The organism is Edaphobacter sp. HDX4 (assembly GCF_036877565.1).
Lineage (GTDB): Bacteria > Acidobacteriota > Terriglobia > Terriglobales > Acidobacteriaceae > Edaphobacter.
Map to the genome: position 1 here is coordinate 1 of NZ_JAEDXW010000032.1, position 19,186 is coordinate 19,186.

Annotated in this window: 16 protein-coding genes; 7 read left to right on the forward strand and 9 right to left on the reverse strand. The window is 59.0% G+C overall.

The window, feature by feature from the left end; translation table 11 throughout:
• The 6 genes from JAO29_RS21135 to JAO29_RS21160 all read right to left on the reverse strand — a co-directional run.
• Window positions 1-1,267: efflux RND transporter periplasmic adaptor subunit (locus tag JAO29_RS21135; protein ID WP_334270261.1), on the reverse strand; the 1,267-nt coding region annotated here is incomplete at its 3' end.
• A 58-nt stretch (window positions 1,268-1,325) separates the two neighbouring features.
• Complete coding sequence (locus tag JAO29_RS21140; RefSeq protein ID WP_334270262.1) at window positions 1,326-4,508, reverse strand: efflux RND transporter permease subunit; 3,183 nt, start codon at window positions 4,506-4,508, stop codon at window positions 1,326-1,328.
• A gap of 158 nt (window positions 4,509-4,666) precedes the next feature.
• Window positions 4,667-5,287, reverse strand: coding sequence for a TetR/AcrR family transcriptional regulator (locus tag JAO29_RS21145; protein WP_334270263.1), 621 nt, complete (start codon window positions 5,285-5,287; stop codon window positions 4,667-4,669).
• 211 nt (window positions 5,288-5,498) lie between these two features.
• Window positions 5,499-5,666: a hypothetical protein gene (locus JAO29_RS21150; RefSeq protein ID WP_334270264.1), complete on the reverse strand. Its 168-nt coding sequence runs from the start codon at window positions 5,664-5,666 to the stop codon at window positions 5,499-5,501.
• Between the two features lie 3 nt (window positions 5,667-5,669).
• Window positions 5,670-6,647, reverse strand: coding sequence for a 4-hydroxythreonine-4-phosphate dehydrogenase PdxA (pdxA, locus tag JAO29_RS21155; RefSeq protein ID WP_334270265.1), 978 nt, complete (start codon window positions 6,645-6,647; stop codon window positions 5,670-5,672).
• Window positions 6,644-7,780: a four-carbon acid sugar kinase family protein gene (locus JAO29_RS21160; RefSeq protein WP_334270266.1), complete on the reverse strand. Its 1,137-nt coding sequence runs from the start codon at window positions 7,778-7,780 to the stop codon at window positions 6,644-6,646. Before JAO29_RS21160 ends, pdxA begins: the two co-directional genes overlap by 4 nt.
• A gap of 541 nt (window positions 7,781-8,321) precedes the next feature.
• Here JAO29_RS21160 and JAO29_RS21165 point away from each other — a divergent pair.
• Window positions 8,322-8,774 carry a hypothetical protein gene (locus tag JAO29_RS21165; RefSeq protein WP_334270267.1) on the forward strand — a complete coding sequence of 151 codons (453 nt, stop codon included), beginning with the start codon at window positions 8,322-8,324 and terminating at the stop codon, window positions 8,772-8,774.
• A 110-nt stretch (window positions 8,775-8,884) separates the two neighbouring features.
• Entirely contained in the window at window positions 8,885-10,183 is a 1,299-nt protein-coding gene (murA, locus tag JAO29_RS21170; RefSeq protein ID WP_334270268.1) for a UDP-N-acetylglucosamine 1-carboxyvinyltransferase, read from the forward strand.
• Between the two features lie 100 nt (window positions 10,184-10,283).
• Here murA and JAO29_RS21175 read toward each other — a convergent pair whose 3' ends face one another.
• Complete coding sequence (locus JAO29_RS21175; RefSeq protein ID WP_334270269.1) at window positions 10,284-10,763, reverse strand: GNAT family N-acetyltransferase; 480 nt, start codon at window positions 10,761-10,763, stop codon at window positions 10,284-10,286.
• A gap of 138 nt (window positions 10,764-10,901) precedes the next feature.
• On the opposite strand from JAO29_RS21175, the gene JAO29_RS21180 reads away from it, so the two are divergent.
• From JAO29_RS21180 to JAO29_RS21190, 3 genes are all read left to right on the forward strand, one after another.
• The gene (locus tag JAO29_RS21180) at window positions 10,902-11,981 is read left to right on the forward strand and encodes a LacI family DNA-binding transcriptional regulator (RefSeq protein ID WP_334270270.1); all 1,080 of its coding nucleotides are present in this window, start codon (window positions 10,902-10,904) and stop codon (window positions 11,979-11,981) included.
• 37 nt (window positions 11,982-12,018) lie between these two features.
• Window positions 12,019-13,230, forward strand: coding sequence for an MFS transporter (locus JAO29_RS21185; RefSeq protein WP_334270271.1), 1,212 nt, complete (start codon window positions 12,019-12,021; stop codon window positions 13,228-13,230).
• A gap of 752 nt (window positions 13,231-13,982) precedes the next feature.
• Window positions 13,983-15,077 carry a WD40/YVTN/BNR-like repeat-containing protein gene (locus JAO29_RS21190; RefSeq protein ID WP_334270272.1) on the forward strand — a complete coding sequence of 365 codons (1,095 nt, stop codon included), beginning with the start codon at window positions 13,983-13,985 and terminating at the stop codon, window positions 15,075-15,077.
• A 377-nt stretch (window positions 15,078-15,454) separates the two neighbouring features.
• On the opposite strand, the gene JAO29_RS21195 is transcribed toward JAO29_RS21190, so the two are convergent.
• Both JAO29_RS21195 and JAO29_RS21200 read right to left on the reverse strand, forming a co-directional pair.
• Window positions 15,455-15,829: a hypothetical protein gene (locus tag JAO29_RS21195; protein WP_334270273.1), complete on the reverse strand. Its 375-nt coding sequence runs from the start codon at window positions 15,827-15,829 to the stop codon at window positions 15,455-15,457.
• A gap of 123 nt (window positions 15,830-15,952) precedes the next feature.
• Complete coding sequence (locus JAO29_RS21200; protein WP_334270274.1) at window positions 15,953-16,174, reverse strand: hypothetical protein; 222 nt, start codon at window positions 16,172-16,174, stop codon at window positions 15,953-15,955.
• A gap of 226 nt (window positions 16,175-16,400) precedes the next feature.
• Between JAO29_RS21200 and JAO29_RS21205 the strand changes: the two genes are divergently transcribed.
• Together JAO29_RS21205 and JAO29_RS21210 are read left to right on the forward strand one after the other, a co-directional pair.
• Complete coding sequence (locus JAO29_RS21205; protein WP_334270275.1) at window positions 16,401-17,267, forward strand: c-type cytochrome; 867 nt, start codon at window positions 16,401-16,403, stop codon at window positions 17,265-17,267.
• Window positions 17,264-18,907 (forward strand): acido-empty-quinoprotein group A, encoded by a 1,644-nt coding sequence (locus tag JAO29_RS21210; protein WP_334270276.1) that lies wholly within the window; start codon window positions 17,264-17,266, stop codon window positions 18,905-18,907. The genes JAO29_RS21205 and JAO29_RS21210 overlap by 4 nt, the downstream gene beginning before the upstream one ends.
• Window positions 18,908-19,186: the final 279 nt, after the last annotated feature.

Consider the following 19,186-nt stretch of genomic DNA (forward strand, 5'->3'; position numbering starts at 1 on the left):
GCGCGCCCGTATGATCCCCCGGCTGCACAACCCTGACCTCTTCTCCCTCCGTCAGAGAATCCGGAGGATTGGCAATCACCGGCTGCCCCTCAGCCAGTCCGCTCAAAATCTCCACCGTGGCTCCGAAATCGCGACCCGGCGTCACCCGCAGAATGTGTGCGTGATGGCTGTCATCCACCGTGGCGATATGCAGCCCGTCCGGTTCCAGGATCAGCGCGCTCACGGGAACAATCAACGCGGGTGCCGCTCGTGACACATTCAGATGCACCTGCGTATAGCTGCCTGGCAGCAACTCTCCCGACCGATTCTCCACGTCAACCTCGGCCAGCAGAGTCCTCGTCGCCGGGTCCACCGAATCCGATGTGCGAACCAGCTTGCCCTTGAACACGCGTCCCGGATACTGCGGCAGCGTAAGCGTCGCGGTGACGCCCTTCTTGGCATCGGGAGCATAAATCTGGGGAACATTAACGAATACCCGGAGCGTATTGATCGCCGAGATATCGAAGATCTCCCGGTTGCTTCGCACCGTCCCCGCACCAGCCGTATTCGTGCTTCCATCCGCGCTGATCAGCTGACCGATGTCAATGTTACGAGCCGTAATCACGCCATCGAAAGGAGCCACGATACGCTCGAACGATACCAGCTCTTCCAGCCTGCGAACATTTGCCGCAGCGGATGCGACCTCTGTATTTCTCGCCTGCAGCTGGCTCACAGCATTGTCGGTATCCTGCTGCGAAACAGCACTGCTGCTCACAAGATCCTTGTATCGTTCAGCCGTCGTATTCGCCAGATGCGCATTGCTCGACGCCGTCGCCAGATCCGCCTTCGCCGACGCGAGCTGCTGATCCAGCTCAGGCGTCTCAATCACCGCCAGCAACTCGCCTTTCTTCACGCGCGAGCCGATGTCGTGGTACCAGACCTTTACGTATCCTGTGGTTCGAGCGTAGATGGGAGCCAGCGTAAACGCCTGCATGTTACCGGGCAGCACTATCTCCGAAGCATTCTGCTGCAGCTTCGGCTCCTGCAGCGAAACCGGAGGAGCGGCATTCGCCGTCGTGTACTTCGTAAGGTCTTCGTTGCTGTGCCTGCGTCGAACAATTCCGAAGACTGCCAGTGCGGCAGCAACCAGCAGGACGACAACGACAACTACCATCAGAGAGCCGCCGGAAGGCTTGTGCGCGTCCTGTCGCACAGCATCCGTGGCAGGCTCCTTCCCTCGCTGCGATTCAGCGTGGCCAGCCCGCCTGTTTTGGTCTTCGCTGCTCATCGATTCTCTCCCTCTATGCTCTCATCCCGAAAACCATCAAATCCCGCCGCCTCAAGCCTCATAGATAATCTTCACTTCCGTCAGTGCCCTGGTCTCTCGTCAGTGGCGCATCGTTGCGATGCATAAATGCGAAGAACGTCGGCACAAAGGTCAGCGTCCCGAAGGTCGCCAGCAGCAATCCGCCAATAACGGCCCGGCCCAGAGGAGCATTCTGCTCGCCACCGTCGCCCAGCCCAAGCGCCATCGGAACCATGCCGATAATCATCGCCAGCGCCGTCATGATGACCGGGCGGAATCGCGTAAAGCCTGCCTCCAGTGCAGCCTCTGTCGAGTTCATCCCCGCTTCCATCTGTTCTTTCGCGAAGCTCACCACCAGGATTGAATTGGCTGTGGCCACGCCGACGCACATAATCGATCCCGTCAGTGCCGGGACGCTGATATGCGTTCCCGTCAGAAACAGGAACCAGACGATACCCGCCAGTGCACCCGGCAGTGCCGCGATAATGATGAAGGGATCGAGCCAGCTCTGAAAGTTCACCACAATCAGCGCGTAGACCAGGACGATGGAGAACAGCAATCCCGAAACCAGCCCCACGAACGACGTCCGCATCGTGTCGATCTGTCCACGGATAAAGATCTGCGACCCTCGCGGGAGGTTCTTCTTGTTCGCCGCTACAATCTTGTCGATCTGCTTGGCTACCGAAGCCAGGTCCGTCCCTTCGACAGAACCGTAGATATCGATAAGTGGGCGCGCGTTGTAGTGGCTCACCGTACCCTGTTCGGAGCCCCTGTCGATTGAGGCTAGATTACCCAGAATCTGCGGCTCCGCCGGATTCGTCGAAGCGATCGGAAAGTTCTGGAGATCCTGCAGGCTCTTCACGTCATACTGGGGCGTCTGCACTGCGATGTTGTAGCTCACACCGTTCTGCGGATTCAGGTAGAACGTCGGCGAGGTCTGGAAGCTTCCACTCAGGGCAATCAGCACATTGGTCGCGACATCGCGCTGGCTGTATCCCACCTGCTGGGCTCGCGTCCGGTCCACGTTGATCGTCCACTTCGGCAGGTTGAACGGCTGCTGAATCCGCAGGTCGGTCGTTCCGGTGACGTGGCTGATCTGCTGCATCACCTTCTCAGCCAGATCGCGATTCTTCTCAAGCTGCAGCCCGATAAACTGCACATCGATCTGCGCAGGCAAGCCAAAGTTGAGAATCTGGCTGACCATGTCGGTCGGAAGATAATAGAACTGGGTGCCCGGGAACTTCTCCGTCAGCCTCTCCCGCAGCCTCGTTGTATACTCCGCCGTCGGCCGGTGCTTCTCTGCGAGGGATACGAGGATATCGGCGTCTGCCGTACCGACCGGAGCCGAATTCGAATACGAAAGATTCAAACCCGAATACGGAACACCGACATTGTCGATGATCGTACCCAGTTCGTTAGCCGGAACCTCCTCCCGGATCACATTCTCAATCTGATCGCATAGTCTGGCTGTATCTTCAATTCGAGTGCCCGTATGCGCCCTCACATGCAGCTTGAACTGTCCTCCATCGATCGATGGAAAGAAGTCCTGCCCCAGCCACGGATAAAGAATCGCAATCGAGAGCACCCAGAACGCGACGATCGACAGAAGAAACAATCCACGGCGCTCCAGGCAAAGCTGCAGCAGGCCGTGGTACCAGTTCCTCAGCTTCTCGAAATAGTGCTCGAACGCACGCTGAAAGAGGAGGAACGGATTCCGGCTCCTGCCCGCATCCGCGTCAGGCCGGTGGGGCTTAAGCAGATACTTCGCCATCGTCGGCACGATCGTTCTCGACAGCAGATACGAGGCCAGCATGGCGAAGACAACCGCTTCCGCCAGCGGCACAAACAGGTAGCGGGCCACGCCCCCGAGGAAGAACATCGGGACGAATACGATACAGATCGAAAGCGTCGAGACAAACGCCGGAATCGCAATCTGCGCGGCGCCATCCAGAATCGCCTGCTCGACCTCCTTGCCCTCTTCCAGATTGCGGTTGATGTTCTCAATCTCAACCGTCGCGTCGTCTACCAGGATTCCCACCGCGAGCGCCAGTCCACCCAGCGTCATAATATTGATCGTCTCACCCAGCGCCGCCAGCATCAGCAGCGAGCAGATCACCGAAAGCGGAATCGAGACCGCAATGATGATCGTCGATCGCCAGCTGCCCAGGAAGATCAGGATCATCGCCGCTGTCAGGCAGGCCGCAATCATGGCCTCGCGAACAACACCGCTGATTGCTCCCCGTACGAAGACCGACTGGTCGGCAATCGGTGCTATGCGAAGTGCAGCCGGTAGCTGCGCCGCAATCTGAGGAAGCTGCGCCCGCACGTTCGCAATAATGTCGAGCGTCGAAGAGTTACCCGTCTTCTGGATCGTCAGCAGCGAAGCTCGCTGCCCATCCACACGAACGATATTCGTCTGCGGGGGAAACCCGTCACGCACGTTTCCGACATCGTGGATATAGATGGTCGCGCCGTTCACCGTCTTGATCGGAAGGTCGTTGAGAGCCGCAATTGACGTCGGTGCACTGTTCGTCTCTACCGGATAATCGACATGCCCGATCTTGACATTGCCTGCAGGCAGAATGATGTTCTGGGCACTGATTGCATTGACAACATCCTCCGCCGACAACCCGAACGCCTGCAGCTTCTGCGTGCTGATATCGACCTGAACCTGGCGCTGCTTCCCGCCGTAAGGGAAAGGAATGGAAGCACCCTGCACCGTTGCCAGCTGGGTGCGGATAAAGTTCTGTCCGAAGTCATTCAGCTGCTGCTCCGTCAGTCCGTTTCCCGACAGGCCCAGCTGCAGCACCGGTACGCTCGATGCGCTGTACTGAATCACAAGCGGAGGTGTTGTTCCCTGCGGGTACTGCCGCAACGCCGTCTGTGCGATCGCCGAGACCTGAGCCACTGCCTGTGAGATATTCACCGATGGACGGAAGAAGATCTTGACCACAGAGACGCCGTTCAGCGTCTGCGACTCCGTGTGCTCAATGTCGTTAACCGTGGTCGTCAGGCTTCTCTCAAAGGGAAGCACAATGCGCTGGCTCAGCTGTTCAGGAGACAATCCCGCATAGTTCCACACCACGGAAACGACTGGAATATCGATGTTTGGGAAGATGTCAACAGGAGTCCGGAGCACAACGAGAGGCCCAATAATAAACAGAAGCAACGACAACACAACGAACGTGTAGGGTCTTCTTAATGCAAGCCGGACAATCCACATTGGAACTCCATCGAAAAGGTGTTGCAGAGAGCTGACACGCAAGGTCAGCCGCGTAGTCGCCCAGTGCCAGCCCTACTCCCTGGCGAAAATACTAGACAAGTAGTTTAGTATTGGACGTTAGAAATAGAGTGAAAGACTCAGGACTTTGTTGGCAGCATTCAGCGGGCGCGACCGCCAACCTTTTCCGAACGATCGTTCGCCGAAGGCCGCAAACCCCTGAATATAGTCTTTACCATAGCGCTGGACTCTTCGTTCGTTAAGGCCCCGTGTCCCGCCAGCAGCCGGAAGATCATCGGACCGTAGATAAGGTCCAGCACCATCTCCGGATCCACGTCGCTGGATATCTCGCCCCGATCGACGCCACGGCGCCACATGATCCGTGCCGCCACCCTCCTCGGATACAGAAAGCGGTCCCGAAACAGCGCGCTAAACTCAGGATCGCTCTGTCCCTCGGCGATAAACTGCCCAAACAGCCTTCCCAGCGGCGAACTGTAGAACGCCATCACCGAATGCAGCTGCTGTGTGAAATCCTGTTCCGCCGACCCCGTGTCCGGCATCGGGACTCGTTCCGTCATCCCCGCCAGGAAGGCATCCAGCGCCACCATGCTCTTGTTCGGCCACCATTTATAGATGGTCGCCTTACTTACCCCGGCCTCATCGGCAATCGCGTCGGCCGTCACCTTCCGCAGCGGCTTGTGCTCCAGCAGCCGCAGCGCAGCCTTCAGAATCGCCTCCTCCGCCTCGACGCTCCTGTGCCGTCCCCGTCCCCTCGGCTCCATCGGCGCCTCCTGCAATCTCGCCGGCAAACTCTCTGTGCGTATATCGTCCAAATCCAGCCCCCCCGCTCCAGCTTCCCTGCTTCCGGGATCTCCGCCGCCTCCCACCGAAGCGGCTGCGCTTCCCCGAAGCTGTGCCTCGCATACAAACTCTACACGCAGCAGCTTCTCCCAGAGGAGATGTCTCGCCCAGCCTGCACAATAAACTTGTCCCTCAAGTCTCCTGATAATTGTCGCCAGCAGCGGTAGCCACATCGCCAGCCGGTATCGACCGGTTCGCCAGTAAATAGTGAACTGTCGTCTGCCTCCTCGCAAAACGAACGCCGATGCCAATCAGGCACGCCATGTAACCGGCGATCACCACAAGATCCAGAACCCGCATCGCCTATACCCTTGCCGCTTGCGTCCACCGGTGATGCGCCATCGTGACCGCCATCCGGATCGCCGCCTTCATATTCGCTTCGCTCGCAAGGTTCTTTCCCGCGATGTCGAACGCCGTTCCATGATCCACAGAGGTGCGGATAATCGGTATCCCCAGCGAGACATTCACCGTCGCCTCAAAGTCCAGAAGCTTCATCGGGATATGTCCCTGATCGTGGTACATCGCCACGATCAGATCGTGCGATCCCCTCGCCGCCTTGAAGAAGATCGTGTCCGGAGCCACCGGGCCCTCGCACGCAATCCCTCTCGTCCTGCACGCCTCCACCGCAGGCTTGATAAACTCCTCGTCCTCCCTGCCAAACAGGCCATGCTCTCCTGCATGAGGATTCAGCCCGCACACCGCAATCCGTGGCGTCGCCCTTCCCAGCAGCTTCATCGCCTCATTGCCCAGCTCAATCGTCTCCACGATCCGTGTCGTGTCCAGATTGCAGGCCTCTCTCAGGCTTACGTGGGTCGAAACATGAATCACGCTTAGCTTCGTTCCCGCCAGCAACATCCGCGAGCCCTTCACGCCACACAGCTCCGCGATGTACTCCGTGTGGCCCGAGAACGCCATCCCATTCAGCGTCACCGCCTCTTTGTTCAGAGGCGCCGTTACCATAGCGTCTACTTCGTCATTCAGGCACATCATCGTCGCGTCGTGGACGTAGCGCACCGCGGCTCTTCCATACTCCGCACGCAGCTCTCCATACGCGATCGGTTCTTTCCCGAGCGCGCCGCACTCGCGCAGCTCCACACCCAACCCTTCAAAGCTCACGCCCGTGCTGGCTTCGGCTGCATCAATCGCCGCCCGGTCCCCGATCACAATCAACTCCGCAGACGACGCAGTCTCCGGATCGGCCAAAGCCTTCAGGATGACCTCGCCTCCCACTCCCGCCGGATCTCCCAGCGTCACAGCTATCTTTGGCAGACCTGTCTTCATAACCCCTCCCTGCCACCTGCAAAACGATCCGCCACTCCGCACAGAACGTCTTCACTTCCAAAGCCGCCCGACTTCAACACGACCGTCACACCATCCAGAACACCACCGACAGCAACGCCCTGCGGCAGCCCCGGCGCATACTCCTCGGTCAGACGCAGCGATCGCATCCCCAGTGCTCGGCATACCAGCGCAGCCGTGTCGCCCCCCGTCATCACACAGCATCCAATCCGTTCTCCCGCTGCGTTCGCGACCACTTGTCGTATCTGCTCCTCCGTCGTCAGCCCCCGGGTCACCTTCAGAATGACCGTCTGCGCTGCAATCTCATCGGTCGCTTCTTCCACCGCCATCTCCACCGCCGCCGAGCTTCGCTTCAACGCTGAAATCTGCCTCACCGTGACATCGTGATCGCTTCCCGCAAACAACAGAACTCTGCCACCCGTCTCCTTCGCCGGAGGCTTCGCTGTCACTGCCGGCATCTCCGCCGCAAGCGCATGCGCCAAACCTCCGGAACCGATCCAAAGCACACTTGCACTGGCCATCCGCACCGCCGCGACCAGCGTTCTCAGGTCTTCATCACATTCCGCGTCGCAGACCGCCAGCCTGCATCCCGTCCCCATCATCCGGAGCAACGTTTGGCTCAGTTCATCCGCGCCGCCCCCTGGGTGAACAACGGAGACATCCTTTACACCCGCCCTGCGCAACCCCTCGCGCAGATCAATCCTGCGCTCGCAGTCCTTAATATGCAGCCAGCCCTCCCTGACCGTCCTGCCCATCGCAGGGTACGCCGCACTCATCACCGCCAGCTCGCAGCCGGAACACTCTACCGCTGCACCAATCTCCGCGAACGTATTCCCCCGCATCACGGAGTCGATCTTCTTGAAAGCGACCTCCGCATCCCCGCACCTGCGCATCGCCGCGCGAACCCGCTCCACTGCCTGCGCCTCATCGATATCACGACTGTCTGTACTGAACGCACGCACCCCCGGCCCGAACGGATCTCCGCCCATCCCTATAGGAACCTCGACGGTCACCCCGCGTCCCGCAAAGGCGACAGCAGAATCACAGGCGCCCGTCAGATCATCCGCAACGATGAAGAATCGGGGCCCATCAGCTTGTGCACGGCTCGGCTTCATCCCTTCCTTTTCCTCATTGGCAGACACGTCCCCCTTTTAGAGGACTTCTGGAGACGATGCGGCAGCATACCCTCACCACAGATGCGAACGGAACATCGCGGATAACCGTGCGACCATACTCGCTTCCGCATCGCAGTCACGGCCACTATATATCGAATCGAATTCGAGATGAAAAAACGATAAAATTGAAATTGTTGCGAATTTTGCAAATTACCATCTCTTGCCACCTTCTCAAGTTCCTCACCTCAGCCAAAGATAAAAACGTGTCATCCTGAGCGAAGCGCAGCGTAGTCGAAGGATCTGCGGTTTGCCCTCGCGTCGTACCCCGCACGTCTGGAGTGCATAACTGGTTCCACTCAAGTCGTGTATCTCACATCTAATGCTCTCTGACATGTGGACTCATTTGAGCGCGGTTAGAACCCCTCCAACATCTCATCCTCAGCAGAGCAGATAAAAATACCGCGACATTCCTCACCGTTCGTGTTTATTCCATCAGTAGCATCCGGTAGCTTGGCGCTGCCGCAAGGAGTAAACGTCGACCATGAAACGCATCCTTTTTTCTTCAGCCCTGGCACTCTCGCTTGCCGCATCTACGGCCTTCTGTCAGCAGCAGTCGGCTCAGCAGCCTGCGAATGATGCCACTACACAGCAGCAGCCGGCCGCGAAGCACGGACGCCATCATAAGGACTTCGATCCGCACAAGGCCGCGTTGCGCCTCGGCAAACGGCTCAATCTCACCGACGATCAGACCGCAAAGCTTGAGCCAATCCTCGCCACCCAGCAGCAGAAGATCGCCTCGCTTCGTTCCGATACGACCCTGACAAAAGATCAGCGCCGTGAGCAGTTTCAGGCCATCCGTCAGGACACCAAGACTCAGCTCTCCACCGTTCTTACTCCCGACCAGCTACAGCAGCTCCAGTCCATGCGTCACCATGGCCGTCGTTCCCACCAACAGCAGCAGACTGATTCCGGCAATTCTCCTTCTCAAAGCTAACTGCCTTCGTTCTCTCTCAACCGAGGCCGCCCCTCTCCCAGGGCGGCCTCTCACTTTTTCGTACCAAGCTCAGCACTCATTTCCTCGTAACTCTTCCGTAAACTGGAAGAATGGATAAGTTCGTTGTACGCGGCGGGAACCCGCTCCTCGGAACCATCAAGGTTTCGGGAGCCAAGAACTCCGCCCTCCCCTGCATGGCCGCCGCCATCCTCACCGAGGATGAAGTCATCCTTGAAAACATTCCGCAGGTCCGCGATATCGAGACGGAGCGCAAGCTGCTCGCCTCGATGGGCGCCGAGGTCGAGCTCGGCTATGGCCGGGCCCAGCACCGCACTCGTATCAAGTGCGGAATCCTCTCCGATCCCGTCGCAAAGTACGAGATCGTCAAGACCATGCGCGCCAGCTCGCTCGTCCTCGGTCCGCTCATCGCCCGCACCGGCATGGCTCGCGTCGCCATGCCCGGAGGATGCGCCATCGGCGGTCGCCCCATCGATCTGCACATCAAGGGACTCGAGGCCATGGGTGCCGAGATCACCTATGACCACGGCTACCTCGAAGCCCGCAGCCCGAATGACGGAAAGGGCCGACTCAAGGGAGCTCACATCCTCTTCGACAAGATCACCGTCACAGGAACCGAAGACCTGCTCATGGCCGCCGTTCTGGCTGAAGGCGAGACCATATTTGAAAACTGTGCCCGCGAACCCGAGGTTACCGATCTCGCCGCACTGCTCATCGCCATGGGAGCAAAGATCGAGGGCGCCGGAAGCTCCACTATCAGGGTTCACGGCGTCACCAGCCTTCACGGCACTCGTCACCGCATCAATCCCGACCGCATCGAGGCTGGAACCTTCCTGATCGCGGGGGCCATCTCCGGCGGCGATCTCAACGTCGACTCCTGCGATCCCGCGCATCTCGGTGCTCTCATCGCCAAACTTGAGGGGTGCGGTGTCCGCCTCGACGTCGGCAAGGATTGCATCCGCGTCCGCTCCGGCGACAGTCCCCTCAAAGCCGCTGATATCTCTACCGAGGAGTATCCCGGCTTCCCCACCGACATGCAGGCCCAGTACATGGCCCTCGCCACCCAGATGGAAGGCACCTCCGTCGTCAGCGAGAACATCTTCGAGAATCGCTTCATGCACGTCGGCGAGCTCAACCGCATGGGAGCCAACATCTCCGTCCAGGGCCGCACCGCAACCGTACGCGGCAAGTCGCCCCTGCAGTCCGCGGCCGTCATGTGCTCCGATCTCCGCGCCTCCGCCTCACTCGTTCTCGCTGCTCTCGTCGCCGATGGCGAAACCATCCTCGATCGCGTCTACCACATCGATCGCGGTTACGAACGCATCGAAGAGAAGCTCCGCGGCGTAGGCGCTCAGATCCGACGCATGGGAGACGTCTTCGGCAGAAAGTAATCCCGTCCGCTCCTCAACCTGAAAATCTCGACGAAAGCTTCGCCGGGATCTTCACTGCTTCGTCATCGTCCTTAAGCGGACACTGTTCCGGCCAGCATTCTCAGCCTCGCCTCATTGCCAGATCCTTCCAGTAGATCGCGGCATCCAGGCCTGCTCCGTAAAACTCTCGCTGCACATCCAGCCTGCGATAATCCCGGTTTTCGTAGAACTGCACGGCGCGTTCGTTCTGTGTAAACGTGTGCAGCAGCATGCCTGCACCCTTCCAGCTCCGCACCCACATCTCGGCATCGCCCAACAGCTTCTTGCCGATCCCCTCACCTTGCCGCCGTTCGTCCACGTCAATCGTCACCACGTATCCGATCTCGGTGCCGTTCGTCTTCTCACGATGCACGATGCAGAATCCTACAAGTCCTTTTCGATCCGCTGCGACCAGCACCCACGCATTCTCCGCCTCCACAAATCGGCGCATCGCCTCTCTGCTGAACCGGAACGGCGCTTCGAAGCACATAGCATCCAGCTCCACCATGGCATCTAGGTCGGTGGGGCGGTAACTTCGAAAGCCCCTTGTTTTGCGTGTCATCTTGTCAACCGCAACTATGATTTGCTCTTCAAGCATCGACCTGTTTGCCCTTTATCTTTCCCTGTCTACTCTTCGTGCTCTGGCATCGTTCCCGACCGTGTAAAAATGTTGCATTCTTTCCCGTTCCTCCGGAGCTTCATGGCCACTCGAAGAAAACCGCTTCCCGACATAACCAGACCCATCACACTCAAGATCCTTGCTGACTACCTGGACCTCTCCCCGGCCACCGTCTCCATCGTTCTCAACAACTCTCCAGTCGCCAAATCCATCTCGCCGGAGACAAGGCAGCGAGTCGTCGATGCCGCCCGACAATTCAACTATCGGCCCAATCTTCACGCCCGCATGCTTCGAACCCGCCTTACCAATACCGTCGGCGTCGTGGTCCCCGAACTCAGCGAAGGCTACTTCACCGGCGTCATGCTAGGAGTCGAGGAATACCTCCTGCAAGCCGGCTACCTCTACTTCACCGTCAGTCACCTCTGCCATCCCGACCTCATCGAGGAGTATCCCGACCTGCTCGTCAGCCGTTCCGTCGATGGTCTCCTCCTCGTCAACACCGAACTCCGCAAGCGCCTTCCCCTCCCGGTCGTGGGAGTCTCCTCCCACATCAACATGCCCGGCGTCACCAACCTCATGCTTGACCACGACCTCGCCACTCGGCTCGCCCTTCATCACCTCTATAAACTTGGTCACCGGAGAATCGCCTTCATGAAGGGACAGACCTTCTCTCTTGACTCCGAATCGCGCTGGCAATCCATCCAGGCCATCGCTCAGGAGATCGGAATCACCATCCAGCCCGAGCTCTGCATCTACCTCGAAAAAAACTCCTGGTCTCCCGAACTCGGATATCCTCCCGTCCGTGAGCTTCTCAACCGCACCCGCGACTTCACTGCCATCTTCTGCTTCAATGACACCTCGGCCATCGGCGCCATCCGTGCGATCGAAGACGTCGGACTCTCCTGCCCGCGGGATATCTCCGTCATCGGCTTCGATGACATTCTCGTCGCCGAATACACAAATCCCAGGCTTACTACAGTGCGACAACCACTGCACAAAATGGGAAAAAGCGCCGCGGAGCTGCTCGTTAAACGCATCCAGAGTCCCGATCAACCCTTCTCCGACACCGTCTGGTTCACACCAGAACTCGTCGTGCGTGAGTCGACCGCACGCGCATCCACTCTGATCGACCGTCGCTCCAAAGCCTCCGGTTTGCGCTGACGGTCTTTCGCTTTCAACTGATACTCTCGAGTCTCGGATGCACTCAGCCCCCGACAACCTCTCCCACAATAACCCGGCTGTAATAATCTCGCGTCGGCTATCGCCGCTCTTTGCCTGTACATCTGCGCTGGGACTCATAACAGTAATGCTTGGGCCGGTCCTTCCCGCCCTCATCACCCGCTGGAGCATTCAGGACTCCCAGGCAGGAACCCTCTTCACCGCATCCTTCCTCGGCCAACTCATCGGAGCCTGGTTCGCCACCCGGAACCTCCGCCTCAGCCTCCTCTCCGGTGCCGCCCTCGCCGCCGCCGGAACCGCCGCCCTCGCCTGGGCCAGCTTTCCCATCGCCCATCTCGCTCTCTTCGCCTCTGGCCTTGGGGTCTCCGCCGGCCTCACCGCCGGCAACGTTATCGCCGGACTCTCCACCACCCAGCGCGCCCGTGCCCTCGCTCTCTTCAACGTCAGCTGGAGCCTCGGAGCCATTGCCTGCCCTGCACTCGTCCGCCTCTGCGGTCCCTCCAACACTCCGCTCTTCTTTCTCCTCGCCACCGCAATCGTCGTCATCGGAGGCCTTCTGGCCTCTACTCTCCCTCGCCAGCTCACCGATCTTTCGTCGCCGCAGTCCCCCTCCGCCGTCACTACCTCCATGCCGCTCTCCCGCGGCTCCATCCTTCTGTTCGCCTGCTGCATGCTCCTCTACATCGGCAACGAGAACGCACTCGGAGGCTGGCTTCCCAGCTTCGCTGTCCGCAGCAACGTCGCCGTCAGCGCCTCTACCATCGCGGCGCTCTACTGGATCTCTGAGCTTCTCAGCCGTCTCGCCATGGCAGCGCTCCTCTCCCGAATCTCCGAAGCCGCGCTCTATCGCTTCTCACTGGCGCTTCTGCTGCTCACCCAGCTCGTCCTTCTTCTCGTTCCCCACCCATCGCCTCTCCTGCTCTTCAGCGGTGCCATCATCAGCGGAGCCGCCATCGGTCCCGTCTATCCGCTCCTCATTGCCTTTCTTCTCGCCCGTTCCGCCAATCACCCGCGCCTCGGCCGACTCTTCGCCTCAGCCTCGCTCGGCGGAGCCACCCTCCCCTGGCTCACCGGCACCGTCTCCACTCACCTCGGAGGTCTCCGCGTCGGCCTTCTCGTTCCCGCCGCCGGAATCCTCCTCCTTCTGCTCCTCGCTCCCGCTCTTCTCCGCTCTCCAGCCCCCAGCATTGCGCACCCATCCACGCCCCGACCACCGCAGCCCGCGCTGTAGCTGTATTCACGAAGCGAATCCTGCTTAAACAGGAAAAGGTCAGGCACTCGCGGCCTGACCTTCCGTCGTCAACTCGCGCTGACGCTTAAAAAGAGAAAGAGAAGTTTACTGCTGTACTTTGAATTGGAACTGGTCCTTCAGGGTTATGCAGCCGATGACGATAAGTCCGACCAAGGACGGAAGAAAGAAAATATACATAAAGCCTCCACAGGCATATTTAAAAAACGGGCCCAACTCACCTCTGCAGAGCTCCGGTCTATTTCCGGAAAACTGCAGCGTGCCACAACGTTCGGTGAAACACTCGGCCTGCCTCTCCGCATCTCCTGTCGCACCTCCACGAAAGGAGAAGTACGAATACGGCAGGCCCATCGTGAGTCCGTCTGCAATACACACGTACTTTGCAAACGGATTGCCAATCCTTCGAAGATTCGAATCGCTAAAAAACAGTCAAAATACGCATAAATTTCGTGCAGAGGGTAAAAAGTTTTCCCAAAGAGGGAAAAACTTACCCATTTTCCCCAGCAAACCTTTTCACATACATATGCATCAGCAGCTGTTGCTCCAGCGACAACCCTCACGCCTGAAATGCATCTACTTCGTCAACATCCTCATAGAAACAGAACTTCCCTCACGCGCGAATCGGCATAAGACGACGTCTGGTCGGCGATAGACAACACTCACGCAACTCCACGTCTCTTTCTGTCAACAAATAGGCCAACTGCTATGCTTCCTGCATGCGTTCGGCTCTCTGCATGGCCCTCTTGTCATGCACCCTCACCGCTCACGCCCAGTTCCAGATCCAGGACTCTCACTCCACCGCCAGCTTTCGCGGAGTCCACTCCCTCGGCAACGGCATCGCCTGGGTCAGCGGAACCGAAGGCACCGTCCTCCGCACCACCGACGACGGCACCACCTGGCAGCGCTGCGCCACACCACCTAACGCCGACAATCTCGACTTCCGCGGAATCCAGGCCTTCGACCAGAACACCGCCATCGTCATGTCCTCGGGCCTTGGCGACCTCTCCCGCCTCTACAAAACCACCGACGCCTGCAAGACCTGGAAGCTCGTCTTCACCAACCCCGACAAAGACGGCTTCTGGGACGCCATCCAGTTCTCCGACAAAGACCACAACTTCGGCGTCCTCCTCGGCGACCCGGTAAAAGGTATCTTCGTCGTCCTCGTGACCTTCAATGGAGGAGAAAGATGGGAGCGGCAGACTCTCGAGGCGACACAGGATATCAATGGAGAGAGCGTCTTCGCCGCCAGCAACTCATCTCTTCTTATCTCGCATCCGGGCTATCGCAGGTTTTGTACCGGCGGCTCCGGAGGTCCGCGCGTGATCCGTCTGGGCGCCGGTTCCTCCAATACAAGCGGACCCATGCCGGAAAAATCAAAGTGGGATGCAGGCCTTCTTGCGGAACGATTGAAGAGCTTCAAACAACGTCCGTCGAGCGGATGCTTCTCCATCGCCGAAGATCCGAGCGGCGTCACAGTTGCCGTCGGCGGGGATTACATGGAGCCCAACGACAGCCGCTATACAGCCTGGACCAGCTCACGTAGAAAGAGCCAGGAAGTCGACGAGAGGTTTGAATTCCATCTGGCGAACTCCCCACCCCACGGCTACCGCAGCTCTGTAGCCTACGATGCCTCCACCAGAACCTGGATCACCGTAGGCCCCAACGGCACCGACATCTCGCGCGACGACGGCAAAAATTGGAACGCCCTCAAACCCGCTGCACAAGACGCTCCCGACGCCGACAAGAACTGGAACGCGCTCTCCCTCCCCTTCGTCGTAGGCCCCCACGGCCGCATCGGCAAGCTCCGCCCCGAAACCCTCAAGCCCTGACGACATCTCCGGGTACCGAGCGAGAATTCGCACACCGGCCCAATCCCACGTCACCGCCGCATGATCCGTCATCATGATCCGTCATTCTGAAGCGCAGCGAAGAATCCCTGTATTCCTCTCCCCCGCCACCGAGTCCCCAGGACAGCCCCAGAACGTGTCATCCTGAGCGAAGTCGAAGGATCTGCGGTTCACCCCGGCCACATTTCCACAGAAATCCTTGACACCCCTGATAACCTTTAATCAGGTAGAAAAGAAAAGCCCGGCTCATCGAGCCGGGCTTTCCCTTTTAACCCGCAAAACAGCAGAGACGAGACCCGAAGTCCACCCTCATTTCTTCTGTTTCGAATACTTTGCACACTTTTCATGGGAGGGCACCATCATGCAGTCCGCCGCCCGAGATGATCGAGGAAATCCGCCAGACAGGCCCCAAAACCGAGGCACGCACCTGCCGTCACAGCACTCCCGAAGGCGCTCCCTGCGGAAGCCCGGCGATGCGCGGAGAAAAATTCTGCCACTACCACCACGCTGCCCGAACCCCGGTCGCCAGACTCCGCGAACGCCGAGCCCGACAGAACCGATCCTCCCTTCCCGACCTCCAAAGCCCCGACGAGATCCAGTACGCTCTCGGCCGTGTCCTCCAGAACGTCGCCGCCAACAACATCGACCTCCGCCGCGCCGGTCTCCTCCTCTACGGTCTCCAGATCGCCACCACCAACCTCTCGCGAACCCAACAGCACAACCAGACGACTCAAACGCACCTCCAAACCTCCGACGCCAACACATCCGCTCAGAAAATCTCAAACCCACCCCACGACTCCACTCCCTGCAACCCCACATCTTCTTCCTCCACCCCTGAAGCGCCACCCAACTCCAGGTCACTGCCCGACTCCACAGCAGTGGCAGACTTCACCGACACAGTCACCCTCCGTCGCCCCGTCTTCAACGCCATCATGGAAGGCCTCGCCCGTCACCGCGGAGACCTCCCGCCCGTCCTTCACGAACCCTCCTCCGATGAAAGCCGCGACGATCACCCTGACCCGACCGCACTCCCCCACATCCTCCCCGACCTCAGCGCCGAAGCCGATCCGAACCTTCAACGCAGCTCACCCGCTCTTGGGATCGATACAAAACCCCGCGCCCGGCGCATGTCGAGCCGGTGTCGCCATGAGCTACTTCGAAAGCAAGCCTCCGCAGGCAGCCTCTCTGAGGTGTTGCAAGACTCCTCAACGCGACCGGGCGAAGAGAAAGAGGAGGATAGGCGACGAGCGTGTGCGCGGGTGGATATACTGTGGCGAACGCGGAGAGGAAAGGGCTCAGAAGGCATTGATTTCGAGAACACCGGGAACTTTACTGGCGATCGGGAGCCTGCTGTGCTTTTCCTCAGCGATAGCGATCTTTCATGGGCGACCTGTGCTGGCGGCAGTTCAGGAGCCGGAGCTGCAGTCACAACCCCAGCAGCAGACCGGCCGCCCGACGGACCGTTCCCATCTGTTTCTGGGGCTGGGCCGGGTGCCGGATGCGGCGGCGGCGAAGCGAGGCGAGGGTCTTTACCAGCAGAACTGCCTGGCCTGTCACGGAGCCCAGGCTCGCGGTGGCATCGGGCCAAACCTGGTGCGTTCGGTGCTGGTGCTGCATGACGACAAGGGCGAAGAGATTGCCCCCTTTCTGAAGGAAGGTCGACCGCAGAGTGGAATGCCTTCGTTTGCGCAGTTGACCGACGCGCAGCGCTACGACATCGCCGAGTATCTGCACATGGAGATCGAGCTGGCGGCGAATCGCGGACTCTACAAGCACAGCGGCGAGATGACCAGCGGCGACGTGAGCAAGGGCAAGGAGTTCTTTGTCGCGAACTGCGCAAGCTGTCACTCGGTAACGGGGGATCTCGCCGGGATTGGGAAGAAGTTCGCGCAACCGTCGGCGATGCTGGCGAGGATCGCATGGCCGAGCAAGCGAGGCGCGCGCCAGGCGACCGTGACGACGCCGGATGGCAAAGAGCTGACCGGAACCCTGGAGCACTATGACGACTTTGAGACGAGCTTGAAGACGAGCGATGGCAAGACCCTGACTTGGCCGACAGCTAAAGTGCTGGTTGCGATTCCGGACAAGCTGGAAGGACATCGCGCACTGTTGTCGAAGTACACGGACGACGATCTGCATAACCTGACTCGATACCTGCTGACACTGAAATGACCTGGTCCCTTGTTACAAAACTTGCCGCGCTTGCCATAGTGACGACCGTTGGGTTGTCGGCGCAACAGATGACGAAGCCGGAGGGTCTTGATCCGAAGGCTCTCTCCCTGTTCCACCAGCCTGCCGATGTGTGGCCGACGTATAACGGCGATTACTCGGGAAGACGCTTCAGCGCGATTACGCAGATCAACCAGAAGAACATCGGCGAGCTGAAGACGAAGTGGAAGTACAGAATCACCGGGATCCCTCCGCTGCGTGGAAGTGGACCGCTGATCATCAAGTCGACTCCGCTGATGGTGGATGGTGTTCTCTACTTCACGATTCCGGACCACGTGTTCGCCGTCGATGCACGAACAGGCAAGGAGAAGTGGAGATTCGACTTCGAGGACCATGGTGGTCATGTGCTGGGCCAGCGCGGCGTGGGGATGTATGGAAAGTGGATCTACTTCCTGACTCCGGATGGATGGTTTATCTCGCTGGATTCGGCGACGGGCAAGGAGCGCTGGCGCAAGAAGGTCTCTGACGAGAAGCTGCAGTACTTCACGACGATGGCCGCGGTGATTGTGAAGAACCACATCATCATCGGAGTCGGCGGCGATGCGATGGACGTCCCGGGATATCTTGAAGCGCGCGACCCGGAGACGGGCGAGATGCAGTGGCGCTGGTGGAGCGAGCCCAAGAAGATGGGCGATCCGGGATCGGAGACGTGGCCGAACGAGCAGGCAATGCGTCATGGCGGCGGCATGACGTGGCTGCCGGGAACATACGATCCACAGCTGAATCTCATTTACTGGGGCACGGGAAATACGAATCCGGTCTTTGCAGGTCAGGGACGAAAGGGCGCGAATCTGTATACGGATTCCATCGTGGCGCTCAATCCTGACACGGGCAAGATGGTGTGGTACTTCCAGGGCTCTCCGCATGACACGCACGACTGGGACAATGTAGAGACGCCGGTGCTGTTCGACATGACGATCGACGGCAAGCCGAGAAAGCTGCTGGCGCAGGCGGCGCGCTGCGGATACTTCTTTGTGCTGGATCGCACCAATGGGAAGTACCTGGTCTCGAAGCCATTCACGAAGACGGGAGACTGGTCCAAGGGTGTGGATGAGCGAGGGCAGCCGATTCCCGATCCAGACAAGGAGCCGAAGGTGGATGGCTCGATGGTGGATGTAGCAAGCAATGGAGCGACGAACTGGCCTCCGCCAAGCTACAGCCCGCAGACCGGCTTGTTTTATGTGAATGCGACCGAGGGCTACAGCGTCGCGTACCTGTACGACACTTCTGCGGAGCCGGAGGGATATGGCGGAGGAAGTTCGGGAGCGTTCGATACGCACTCATCGCTGATTGCTCTGGATGTGCGCAATGGCGATTTGAAGTGGAAACATATTCCCAAGGGTCAGGGTGCAGAGGGTGGCGGGATGTCAGGAGGGATTCTGACGACCGCGAGCAATCTGCTGTTTACGGGAGATTCAGACAGGCTGGCCGCGTTCGATGCAGCAAGCGGGAAGATCGTCTGGAGCGAAAAGTTGGATGGTCACGTGAGCAATGGGCCGTCCACGTGGGTGCTGGATGGCAAGCAGAACATTATTGTCGGTGTCGGGGATACTTTGTACGCACTGACGCTAACCGGGGAATAGAATTGCCCCAGATAAGCACGTCAACTTCGAAAATACACTTGCATTTGGATTACCAACAGAGCACGAAAGACGGTAAACCTTTGTAACAGAGGATGTACTAAGTGCCTCCGTTCGAGGCAGATGAGTGGCCGAAAGGTGGTATGGGCCACCGTGCTCACAGCCGCTAGGATTTACTCAGTCACGAGGTCAGGTTCACGTTTGAGTAAACGGCATGTTTGGTATGTTTTGGTCAAAGATTCCCGTATCTACTTGTTTATAAGTGTGATACAAGGTACAAAG

Excerpts from the sequence above, each read along its gene's own strand:
- JAO29_RS21140 (WP_334270262.1), bottom strand. The coding sequence starts at position 4,508 with ATGTGGATTGTCCGGCTTGCATTAAGAAGACCCTACACGTTCGTTGTG.
- JAO29_RS21145 (WP_334270263.1), bottom strand. The coding sequence starts at position 5,287 with ATGGAGCCGAGGGGACGGGGACGGCACAGGAGCGTCGAGGCGGAGGAG.
- JAO29_RS21150 (WP_334270264.1), bottom strand. The coding sequence starts at position 5,666 with ATGCGGGTTCTGGATCTTGTGGTGATCGCCGGTTACATGGCGTGCCTG.
- pdxA (WP_334270265.1), bottom strand. The coding sequence starts at position 6,647 with ATGAAGACAGGTCTGCCAAAGATAGCTGTGACGCTGGGAGATCCGGCG.
- JAO29_RS21160 (WP_334270266.1), bottom strand. The coding sequence starts at position 7,780 with ATGAAGCCGAGCCGTGCACAAGCTGATGGGCCCCGATTCTTCATCGTT.
- JAO29_RS21165 (WP_334270267.1), top strand. The coding sequence starts at position 8,322 with ATGAAACGCATCCTTTTTTCTTCAGCCCTGGCACTCTCGCTTGCCGCA.
- murA (WP_334270268.1), top strand. The coding sequence starts at position 8,885 with ATGGATAAGTTCGTTGTACGCGGCGGGAACCCGCTCCTCGGAACCATC.
- JAO29_RS21175 (WP_334270269.1), bottom strand. The coding sequence starts at position 10,763 with ATGACACGCAAAACAAGGGGCTTTCGAAGTTACCGCCCCACCGACCTA.
- JAO29_RS21180 (WP_334270270.1), top strand. The coding sequence starts at position 10,902 with ATGGCCACTCGAAGAAAACCGCTTCCCGACATAACCAGACCCATCACA.
- JAO29_RS21185 (WP_334270271.1), top strand. The coding sequence starts at position 12,019 with ATGCACTCAGCCCCCGACAACCTCTCCCACAATAACCCGGCTGTAATA.
- JAO29_RS21190 (WP_334270272.1), top strand. The coding sequence starts at position 13,983 with ATGGCCCTCTTGTCATGCACCCTCACCGCTCACGCCCAGTTCCAGATC.
- JAO29_RS21210 (WP_334270276.1), top strand. The coding sequence starts at position 17,264 with ATGACCTGGTCCCTTGTTACAAAACTTGCCGCGCTTGCCATAGTGACG.